This window comes from Kitasatospora sp. NPDC007106, from assembly GCF_040634455.1.
In the GTDB taxonomy this organism is placed as follows: Bacteria; Actinomycetota; Actinomycetes; order Streptomycetales; family Streptomycetaceae; genus Kitasatospora; species Kitasatospora arboriphila.
Genome location: NZ_JBEYFP010000191.1, coordinates 1 through 10,032, shown reverse-complemented (window position 1 = coordinate 10,032; position 10,032 = coordinate 1). Strand labels below are relative to the sequence as shown.

Here is a 10,032-nt window from a genome sequence, read left to right as displayed (position 1 = left end):
CTTCGACCGTCTGTGCGCCGCCAGGGACTCGAACCCCGGACCCGCTGATTAAGAGTCAGCTGCTCTAACCAACTGAGCTAGCGGCGCCTGCTGACGTGGAAGACTCTAGCAGCGGCTCCGGGCGGAGCCAAAATCGAATACCGCCGGGCGGGCTCAGGCCGACGGAGCCGGGTGCAGCGCCCCGGCGGGCTCCTCCGCCGCCTGCGGGGGGAGGGCCGGGAGGGCCGCCGCCCGAGCCTCGCCCCGCGCCGCCCGGACACAGGCCCACAGCACCACGGCCGCCCCCGGCAGCCACGGCTCGCGGGAGTCCGGGGCGACGATCCAGCGGCCGGCACCGAGCCCGGGCGACTCCGGGGCGTCCACCATCCGCTGCACCGGCGGCACGGTCACCGCGTCGCCCTTGCCGTGGCAGAGCAGCGGCGGGACGTCGCGCGCCCACTCCTCCCAGGCCAGCAGGGTGCGCAGCCGGGGCGCGGCGCCCGGCTGGACGAAGAGCAGGGTGCGTCCGCGGAAGGCGGCGACCGGGCCGCAGCCCGGGCCGGAGGACCACAGTTCGTCCAGCACCCGCCGGCCGAACAGCGACGGCATGCTGATCACGTCGAAGGCGCGGCCGCAGGGCAGCACGCTGGAGGCCCAGGGGCGCGCCTCCCACAGGGCCCGCATGGAGCGCGGGTACTCGCTGGCCGAGGCCAGCCACGCCTCGCCGGCGACGGTGACGTACTCCACGGATTGATACGTCCAGATGTCCACCCCAGCAGCGTGGACCTCGCCGCCGCCGGACCGGGCGGAAAACGGGGTTCGCCGGACACCGCGCCGCGCCGCGGCGTACCCTTACCGGCCGCATATGCCAGAGGCCCGGTGCGGCGGCGTCGCCGCGGCCCGGTCAGTGCTCCGCGCTGCGCTGCTTCTGCAGGCCGCGGCCGTACTCGACCATCCGCACCGCGTAGTCGGGCGTCCAGTCCGCGCGGGCGGCGATCTCCGCCGGGCTCAGCGCGTCGAAGCGGCGGGTGTCGGCGAGCTGCGCGGCGGCGATCGCCTGGAAGTCGGTGGCGCGCTCCGCGGCGGCCCGGAAGGCCAGGGCCAACTCGGTCGATCGGCGCAGCAGTTCGGCCGGGTCCTCGATGGACTCCAGATCGAAGAACCGCTCCTGCTCGGGCTCATCGGCCTGCGGCTCGAAGAGCAGCTGGGCCGGCCGCAGCCGGCGTGCGGGAGGGGTGCCCGGGCCCGGGGCGGCCTGCGCGGGGACCCCGCTCTGGTCGGACGCCTGTGCATGGGGATCGGGCATGGACGGACACCTCCGGAGACGCCGGTGACAGGAAAGGGCCGTCGTCCATTGTCGCGCGGCGGCGGCCGGTAGCGGAACGGTGTGCACCAGGTCGCTATTCCCGGTCGGGGCGCACGTGTCACCTGTGGTGCGCCCCCGACCCTTCCGCGTCCGCCGTCAGGACAGCGGCACCCGGTGCGAGGCCAGGTGCGCCAGCACGGCGTGGTTGGCCTCCCAGCCGTCCGGGAACTTCACCGCCACCCCCAGCTGCACCGGCTCCGCCGAGGGGTGCTCGTCGAGCAGCTCGGCGATGCCGGCCCGGGCCACCACGATGCAGGCGTGCCGGTGCCGCGAGGCCAGCACGCACAGCCGGCCGGTCTCCAGGTGGAAGGCCGTCGCGTCGGGCCGGCCCGACAGCGGGTGCAGCACCACCGTGACGTCGTACTCGCGGCCCTGCAGCCGGTTCGCGGTGTCCACCGTCACCGCCGGCCCGACCGCCGGGTCCACCGGCACGTCCAGCGCCGCCAGCGCCTGCCGCACCGCCGCCGCCTGGTCCCGGTGCGCGGTGCCCACCGCGATCCGGCCCGGCGCGACCGGGGCGGACCCCTGCTCGGAGTGCGCCGTCAGCCCGCGGTCCAGCAGCCGCCGGACGACCGCCGCCACCGCCGCCACCGCCTGCGGGTCCGTCCGCACGGTGTGCCGCGCGGGCAGCTCCAGCAGCGCCCAGCCGCTCTCCACCGCCTCGTCGATCGCCGCGTCCACCGGCGTGCCGTCCGCCCGGACGGAGGCCGCCAGCCGCCGCTCGCCCGGCCCCGTCCCCGACCGGAACGGCGTGTACGGGTAGAACGCCGCCGAGATCAGCGGCGCCGCCGAGGCCGGCAGCCGCCAGGACACCGGCAGCCGGTGCGGCCGGATCGCCGGGTTGTGCGCGAGCAGCGTCACCACCGCACTGCTCGACGGGTCGTACGACAGCCCGGCCCACTGGTCGGTGCCGACCACGGTGAACGGGTCCAGCTGGCCGGGGTCGCCGACGAACAGCGCCCGCTCGAACAGCCGGGCGACCGCCAGCAGTGCGTCCGAGCGCATCTGGTACGCCTCGTCCACGATCGCGTGCCGCCACGGCGCCTCGGTGCGCACCCACTGCCACTTCGCCGCCGTGGAGACCACCACGTCGTGCTCCAGCAGGTCGGCGACCTTCTCCGAGGCCGTCACGTTGCCGTGCCGCAGGGCCTCCGGCGCGGGCCGGGAGTCGCCCGCGTGCAGCCGGCCGATGGTGACGTCCGGCCCCTTGGCGGCCAGCCGGTCCACCAGGTCGTCGACCTGGCTGTTGGTCTGTGCGACGATCATCAGCCGCTCGCCGGAGGCCACCAGCTCGCGCGCCGCGCGGACCACCAGCGTCGACTTGCCCGCGCCCGGCGGGGAGTCCACCACCACCCCGCGCGGCGCACCCGGTGCCGGCCGCACCGCGGCCTCCAGGATCGCCGCCACGGCGGCGTCGGCGACGGCGCCCGGCGCCTGATCGGCAGTCATGCCCGCGGTCATTCCCACTCTTCCGTACTGTTCGCCGACATCGGAGCGGCGCCCGGCGGGCCGCCGTGCGTCCACGGGGTGTCCTCCGGATCGGGCAGCGGAGCCGACTGGCGGGGCGTCAGCTCGAAGAGCGTGAACACCACCCGCTCGCCGACCTCCGGCAGACTGCCCGGCTCCGGCTCCTTGCGCCGGCCCATCCCGGACACCACCCGCACCGTGACGGTGCCCCCGTCCGGGTCGAAGCCCGCGACCACCCCGCGCTGCGGCGTCGCCGTGCCGACCCGGTGCACCTCCCGCCCGGCGTCCGCGTGCGGACGGTCCGCGGTGTGCACCACCAGCAGCGGCCGAGGCTTCGCCGACCGACCGGAGGTGTCGTACTCCGGCACCACGGCGACCACCTCGCCCGCGAACGCCTCGCCGGTCAGCCGGTGCTCGGCCATCGCCAGCGGGTCGTCCAGCGCCTCCTGCACCTCCAGCCGGACCTGCTCGCGCTCGCGCTGGGCCAGCTTGCGGGCGGCCGTCACCGCGTCGTCCTGCTTCGGCTGCGGCGGCTCGCCGGCGGCCAGCCGGTCCCGGTGGCCGGTGTACGACCAGCGGTCGCCCTCCCAGCGCTCCGCGACGTGCCCGCCCTCCGGCAGCGCCCGCAGCAGGTCGAGCCCCTGCCAGACGTCCGCCCAGGTGGGCAGCAGCACCTGCTCCAGCACCCCGTGCAACTGCTCCGCGGCCCGCTTGACCAGCAGCTCCGCCCGGGCGTCCGCGGGGGCGGCCGCCCGGGCCGCGGCCAGCGCCGCGTCGTGCCGGACGATCGCCGGCGCCAGCACCAGCTCGTCGAACTTCGGGTCGGTGGCCGGACCGGCCGGCGGGTGCACCAGCTGCCCGTGCACGTCCCGCTCGCTCTCGGCCCGCTCGGCGGCCTCCGCGCCGGTCAGCCCGGCCGGTGCCAGGTGCCAGGCCAGCAGGGCGGCCAGGTGCTGGTCCTCGAGGTGGCTCTGCCCGGTCGCCCAGTGCCGGGAGAGCAGCGCCGTCATCGGCAGCAGCAGGCTGGATCCGGGCACCTGTGCACGGTCGGTGAGGTGGGTCAGCCAGCGGCCCAGCAGCGGCACCTGGGTGGGCGCCGGGTAGGGGCCCGGGTCGACGTCCTCCGCGGTGCGGCGGAAGCGCGTGGAGCGACCGATCAGCGCGAGGTGCCGCACCGAGCCGGTGTTCGGCACGATCAGCTGCGGAGCGTCGGCGCACAGCTCCCGCACCACCGGATTCCTCTCACCCGTCTCCGCGTCCCGCTCGGTGCCCTCGACGTGCTCCACCTCGTCGGCGAAGGACTCCAGGTACGGCAGCAGGTCCGCGCCGAAGCGGGCCAGGAAGTCGAAGCGCTGGTCGCGGTTGAGCGGCTGCGGCACGATGTGCAGCCGCGGGGCCGCCCGGTCGGTGCCCAGCATGACCGCCAGCGGCGCGCCGGCCTCGCCCGCCGCGGCCAGCGGCACCACGACCATCGGACGCTCCGACACGTGGCGGTGGCGCACCGTGGCCAGCGGCTCGGCCCGCCCGCTGCGGACGGCCTGCAGCCGGGCCAGCGTGGAGAGCAGGCTCACCGGGCCCACCGCCGGCGGCCCGCACGGCCCGCGCGGCTCACCGGACCACCTGCCCGAGGGCTTCGGCGCGCAGCGCGGCCGCGTACCGCAGCCGGGCGGACGCCTCGTCGGCCTCCGCGTCCTCCGCCGGGCCGCCCGGCTCCGCGCCGGCGGCGGCCAGCGCCGCGCCGACCGTGCGGATCGAGCCGAGCTCGCCGCGCACCCCGCGGCCCAGCTGCTCCACCACGTCCGAGCAGCGGGCCTGGGCGCGGCAGTGGAAGCCCAGCTCACAGGTGGAGAGGCAGTCCGGGCTGTACGCGGCCGGGACGGAGCCCACCGCGGCCGCCAGCTCCTCGGCCGGCCGGGTCGGCGCGCCGCCCTCGTCCGGCGCCAGGTCGAAGCTGGTGCCCTCCGGCAGGGCGGCGACCAGCTGCCCGACGCCGGTCATCCGGGACAGCTGGCGCCGGGTGGTCGCGAGCTCACGGCGGACGTCCACCGCGGCCGCGGTCGGCCGGTTGGAGAAGTCCCTCGGGCAGACCAGCAGCACCGTGGTCGACGGGCTGCCGGGCAGCTCCTGCGCGCGGTACGGGTCCGACTCGGCCGGCACCCCGGCCAGTGCCGCCGCCGTCTCCTGCAGCGCCAGCACGTACACCGCCGCCTGGCGCGCCGCCGCGCCGACCTTGGCCGGGTCCGCGGAGCCGTCCAGCACCGGGAAGGACTTGATCTCCACCACCGTGCAGCGGCCGCCGTGCACCAGCACCGCGTCCGGCTCCAGGTGGGCCGGGCTGCCGGCCACCGTCAGCCGGAGCATCGGGTGGTCCAGCAGCGTCCAGAGCGCGGGGTCGGCCACCGCCTCGGCGAGCGCCTCCCGGGTGCGCTCCGCCCGCACGGCCGGCGAGGAGCGGCGCAGCAGGTCCGGCACGGCGAGCGGGGTGCCGCTCTCCTCCGGCAGGCCGAGGTGGCGGCGGAGCGGTTCGAGTAGCGCCGCGTAGCCGTCGTCCTTCAGCCGGGCCTCGAAGACGTTGCCGCGGGCGAGCGCGAAGGGGGACTGGCCGAACGGGGCCGGGCGCCCCAACTGCCGGGCGACGGCGCCCTTGTCGACGCCGGCGGCGTCCAGCAGCGAGCGGCGGCGGCAGCCCGGATTGGCGGCGAGCGCGGCGAGGGCGCGGGCGTCGAGACTGCGCTGCGGCGCCCGGCCGCGCAGCTCGGAGAGCCGCTGCGCGAGCGGCTCTGACTGCCCCAGGAGCGAGACGTTCATGGTGCGGCCCAGTGTTGCATCCGCCACCGACAATCGGGGGCGGGACCTCCGGATCGACCCGCCCCGGCCCCGCCCCGAGCCGAAGGGCCCGCCGGTGCCGAAAGGGAGGAGGGAGGGAGCGCGGCGACGGAGCGACGACCGTCGGCGCCGGGTCAGGAGGGCCCGGAGGCGAGCGGGCGACAGAACAGCCCCCACCGGCGGGCGGCCGCGGGGTGCGGGATCATGGTGACCCGGCCCTCAATGGCGAGCAGGCCGCCGCGAACCCTGCTGCGAGGAGTCCACCCATGCCCGCCCGCATCGTGCTCGTCCGCCACGGCGAGACCGCATGGTCGGCCACCGGCCAACACACCGGCCGCACCGACGTGCCCCTCACCGAGGAGGGCCGCGCGATGGCGCGCGCCCTCGGCAAGCGGCTCGCCCGCGCCCCCTGGAACGGCCTCACCGACGCCGTCGTCTACACCAGCCCGCTCTCCCGCGCCCGCGAGACCGCCGAACTCTCCGGCTTCGGCGCCCGCGCCGTCGACCGCCCCGAGCTCCTGGAGTGGGACTACGGCCAGTACGAGGGCCGCACCGGCCACGACATCCGCGAGACCGACCAGCCCGGCTGGCTGATCTGGCGCGACGGCGTCCCCGGCGGCGAGAAGCTCTCCGAGGTCGCCGCCCGCGTCGACGGCTTCCTCGAAGAGCTCCACGGCACCCACGGCGTCCCCCACCCCGAGACCACCACCATGCACGCCGCCGACTGCGACGTGGTGCTCTTCGCCCACGGCCACCTGCTGCGCATCCTCACCGCGCGCTGGCTCGGCCTGGCGCCCGAGAACGCCCAGCGCTTCAAGCTCGGCACCGCCGCCCTCTCGGTGCTCTCCTGGGAGTACGGCCTGCCCGCCGTCGAGATATGGAACGACCACAGCCACCTCGACTGAGGGCAGCACCTGGCGGTCCGTCCCGTACGGACCGTCAGGCCGCCCCCACCGCACCGTCGTACGCGGACAGGAACTCCGCCACCTCCGGCACCGCGCCGTGCCCGCGCAGCCGTCCGGCGGTGCCCGCCAGCATCGCCCGGATCCGCGCCGAGCGGACACCGCCGAGCAGCACCACCGCCGCCGAGCCGTGCCCCGCCGCACCCGCCAGGTCGCCCAGGCCCAGCCGGTCGTGCGCCAGCTCCGCCGTGTACAGCGCCCGGTTGCGGACGAACTGCGGCTCCTGCAGCGCCATCGCCAGCTCCGCCCGCCGCCCGGCGACCTCCCACTCGCCCAGCGCCGACCAGCACTGCGCCTCCAGCCCGGCCAGCTCGGCCTCGCCGAAGAAGGACATCCACTCCGGGTCCGCCTCCGACGGCCCCCGTTCGAACAGCGCCGACGCGCGCGCCAGTGCCCGCTCGCAGGACGGACGGTCCCTCAGCACCGCCCAGCCGCCCGCCTCGCGCAGCGACAGCAGCGCCAGCAGCCGGGCCGACCCGAGCCCCTTCGCCGCGGCCTGCCCCGCCTGGGCGGCCCGCAGCGCCTCCCGCGGCCGACCGGCGTCCCGCGCCAGGAACGCGCTGTTGCAGAACACGTGCGCCTCCAGTGCCGCGTCCCCCGCCATCCGCGCGGTGGCCAGCGCCTCAGAGTAGAACGACCTGGCGTCCGCCAGCCGGTTCGAGTCGTGCGCCAACCAGCCCACCGAGATCGCCAGTTCACCGGCGCCCGACTGCAGCCTGCGCTCCGCCGAGGGCGAGTACGTCCCCTCGTTCAACAGGACGTACGCGCTGCGCAGCGACTGCCCCGCCCGCTCGAACAGGGCGTCCGCGCCCTGCGCGTCGTCCAGCAGCCGGATCTCCCGGACGGCCCGCTCGACCCCCTCGATCTCGGCCTGACCCACCCGGCGGGGCGCGGGCACGGGCAGGGCGGCCGGCCCGGCGAAGGCGGCGGCCGGAGCGGCGCCGTCCAGGCCCAGGGCGGCCGCCAGGGCGGTCGGGCCGCCGGTCAGGAACGTACGGCGGTGCACGTCGTCGTTCTCCTCGTCGCAGTGGTGCGGAACGCCGGGAGCGGACACGGCCGGCACCGCGGCCTCCACCGGGCGGCCGCGGACGGACGTCCGCGGCACGAAGCCCAGGTCGGCCAGCGACCGGCCCGGCCACATGTGCCGGAACACCCGCTCGTAGGCGTAGTTGGGGCAGCGGATCTCGCCCGACTCGACCCGGCCGACGTAGCGCGCGTCGCAGGACACGTGCTCGCCGATCTCCCGGGCGGCCCGGCGGACCGCGGTGGCGAACTCCCCCGGGGAGAGGTCGCCGCGCAGCTCGCGCATCACGGTGTTGGGAACGGCCGGCTCGGGCCGGGGCCCGCCGGGACTCCTGGCTGCCATGGCTGCGCTCCGAGAGTCGTGCAGGGTGGCGCCGCGGCGAACGCCGCGCCTGCGGGCCGGTGGGGGGTCCGCTCGGTGCCGCCACGACAGTACCGGCAGTCACCGCACGGATGCGGCGGGTGAGCGGAACCGTACGGGGCAAACGCGGACAAACCCCTCGGCGGTGCCGGGTTCTGCCATGAAATGCCATGTCTTGCCACGGACGCGCCCGTGGCTTTGCGTGCCCCATCCGCGTTGTCCTGTTACGTGGACGCCCCGCATCCCGTCCCCCACGCGAGCGGGCCCGGGCGTCCGACCTGACGACAGGAGGTCCCCAATGGCCGCCCGAGCACCGCAGCACCGCCGGCCGAGCGCCCCCGGGCTGCCCGCCGGAGTGGCCCCGGCCCTGCTGCCGGAGGGCACGGACGGCACCCGGTCGGCCGGCGGGGGCGGCACCACGGGCGCCCGGTCCGCCGGACGGCCGTCGGCCGGCGCAGCGGCCGGGACCGGCTACGACACCGTCACCGTCTCGGTGCGGCACGGCCTGGAGGCCGTCGACATCCTCCGGCTCCGCGGCGCCTGCGGCGCCGTCCTGCAGAGCCGCGGCGGCGCCGCCGTCTCCTTCCTCGTCCCCGCCGGGACCGCCCGCGGCTGGCACCTCCCCGGCAGCTCCTGCAGCCCCGGCGCCGTCCTGCTGCCCGCCACCGACCCCCGGTGGATCATGGCCCCGGCCGGCCCGCAGGCGCTGGCCCGGCCCACGGACGCCTGGGTGCTGCGGTCGGCCCTGTGCGAAGCCGCCTGCACCCTCACCGCGGGCGGCCTCGGCCCCTTCTGAGACGGGCGGCCCCGCCCGGGCCGGCCGCCGGGGGCGCCGGCGATTGCGGGAAGGCGTACGGTCGGGGCCCTGTGATCCGCGCCGTTCCCCGTGCCCCTCGTGGTGCACCGCCCTGTCCCGCGCCCCTGGATAATCGGGGGCATGGGACGTGGCAGGGGCAGGGCCGAGGCGGTGCCGGAGGCGACGGGGGCGGAGGGACGCAGCCACCGGCAGGGACCGCTGGCGGTGCGGGTGGACTCCGGGACGGCCGAGCTGAAGCCGGACCGGGACCGGCCGCGGGCCTGGCAGCTGCTGCTGGACGGCGCCCCGCAGTCCCTGGTCGACCTGGACGACCCGACCCACCTCGGCTTCGAGTACCAGCGCCGGATCGGCTACCTGATCGACCTCGCCGCCCCGCCCGGCCGCCCGATCACCGTCCTGCACCTGGGCGGCGGCGCCCTCACCCTGCCCCGCTACGTGGCGGCCACCCGGCCGCGCTCCCGGCAGCAGGTCGCCGAGATCGACACCGCGCTGACCGAGCTCGTCCGCACCGAACTGCCGCTGGAGCGCGGCTGGCAGATCAAGGTGCGCGGCGCGGACGCCCGGGCGGTGCTGGAGCGCGCCCCGGAGGGCGGCGCCGATCTGGTGGTCGCCGACGTCTTCTCCGGTGCGCGGGTGCCGGCGCACTGCGCGACCGTGGAGTTCGCCGCGCTGGCCGCCCGGGCGCTCGCCCCCGGCGGGCGCCTGGTGGTGAACGTCACCGACGGTTCGTCACTGGCCTTCGCCCGGGCGCAGACCGCGACCCTGCTCGCGGTGTTCCCGGAGGTGTGCCTGGTGGCGGATCCGGCGGTGCTGCGCGGCCGCCGGTTCGGGAACCTGATCCTGGTGGCCGGGACGGCGCCGCTGCCGCTGGAGGAGCTGGGCCGCAAGGTCGCCTCGGACGCGGCGCCGGGCCGGGTCGAACACGGCCGTGCCCTGGCGGACTTCACCGCGGGGGCCGCCGCGGTCACGGACGACTCGGCCGTCCCCTCGCCGGCACCCCCGCCGGGCGTCTTCCACTGACCCGGGCCGGCACGGCGTCCCGGATGCCGTCAGTGGCCGCTGGGCAGTCCGCGGTGCTTGTACGTGGCGAGGGCGGTGAGCAGCAGCCCCGCCAGGATCGGGACGGCCACCGCGACGGCGTCCGCGCCCTCGGCCCGGACGGCGGGCGCGGCACCGAAGGCGTCCTCGCCGGTGGCGGGCCGGGGCCGCTCGGCGGACGTCCCGCGGGCGG

Annotated in this window: 10 protein-coding genes and 1 tRNA gene; 3 read left to right on the top strand and 8 right to left on the bottom strand. The window is 77.1% G+C overall.

The genetic code is table 11. From position 1 onward, the window contains the following. Window positions 1-13: 13 nt before the first annotated feature. The 6 genes from ABZ641_RS17270 to ABZ641_RS17245 form a co-directional block, all read right to left on the bottom strand. A tRNA-Lys gene (locus ABZ641_RS17270) sits at window positions 14-87 on the bottom strand. Between the two features lie 66 nt (window positions 88-153). After that, window positions 154-750, bottom strand: coding sequence for a bifunctional DNA primase/polymerase (locus ABZ641_RS17265; RefSeq protein WP_344627639.1), 597 nt, complete (start codon window positions 748-750; stop codon window positions 154-156). A gap of 133 nt (window positions 751-883) precedes the next feature. Beyond that, window positions 884-1,285: a hypothetical protein gene (locus ABZ641_RS17260; RefSeq protein ID WP_344627640.1), complete on the bottom strand. Its 402-nt coding sequence runs from the start codon at window positions 1,283-1,285 to the stop codon at window positions 884-886. 156 nt (window positions 1,286-1,441) lie between these two features. Next, window positions 1,442-2,794, bottom strand: coding sequence for an AAA family ATPase (locus ABZ641_RS17255; protein WP_344627641.1), 1,353 nt, complete (start codon window positions 2,792-2,794; stop codon window positions 1,442-1,444). A gap of 8 nt (window positions 2,795-2,802) precedes the next feature. Then, the gene (locus ABZ641_RS17250; RefSeq protein WP_344627642.1) at window positions 2,803-4,383 is read right to left on the bottom strand and encodes a hypothetical protein; all 1,581 of its coding nucleotides are present in this window, start codon (window positions 4,381-4,383) and stop codon (window positions 2,803-2,805) included. 37 nt (window positions 4,384-4,420) lie between these two features. Continuing rightward, a complete protein-coding gene (locus tag ABZ641_RS17245; protein ID WP_359982713.1) occupies window positions 4,421-5,620 on the bottom strand; it encodes a hypothetical protein in 1,200 nt (399 codons plus the stop codon). Between the two features lie 284 nt (window positions 5,621-5,904). On the opposite strand from ABZ641_RS17245, the gene ABZ641_RS17240 reads away from it, so the two are divergent. Then, entirely contained in the window at window positions 5,905-6,543 is a 639-nt protein-coding gene (locus ABZ641_RS17240; protein WP_344627644.1) for a histidine phosphatase family protein, read from the top strand. Between the two features lie 34 nt (window positions 6,544-6,577). Here the strand turns inward: ABZ641_RS17240 and ABZ641_RS17235 are convergent, their stop codons facing one another. Continuing rightward, window positions 6,578-7,966 (bottom strand): tetratricopeptide repeat protein, encoded by a 1,389-nt coding sequence (locus ABZ641_RS17235; protein ID WP_344627645.1) that lies wholly within the window; start codon window positions 7,964-7,966, stop codon window positions 6,578-6,580. A gap of 316 nt (window positions 7,967-8,282) precedes the next feature. Between ABZ641_RS17235 and ABZ641_RS17230 the strand changes: the two genes are divergently transcribed. Both ABZ641_RS17230 and ABZ641_RS17225 read left to right on the top strand, forming a co-directional pair. Next, the gene (locus tag ABZ641_RS17230) at window positions 8,283-8,780 is read left to right on the top strand and encodes a hypothetical protein (protein WP_344627646.1); all 498 of its coding nucleotides are present in this window, start codon (window positions 8,283-8,285) and stop codon (window positions 8,778-8,780) included. 141 nt (window positions 8,781-8,921) lie between these two features. Further along, window positions 8,922-9,821: a fused MFS/spermidine synthase gene (locus ABZ641_RS17225; protein ID WP_359982709.1), complete on the top strand. Its 900-nt coding sequence runs from the start codon at window positions 8,922-8,924 to the stop codon at window positions 9,819-9,821. Window positions 9,822-9,850: 29 nt separating this feature from the next. Here the strand turns inward: ABZ641_RS17225 and ABZ641_RS17220 are convergent. Then, window positions 9,851-10,032: hypothetical protein (locus ABZ641_RS17220; RefSeq protein ID WP_359982706.1), on the bottom strand; the 182-nt coding region annotated here is incomplete at its 5' end.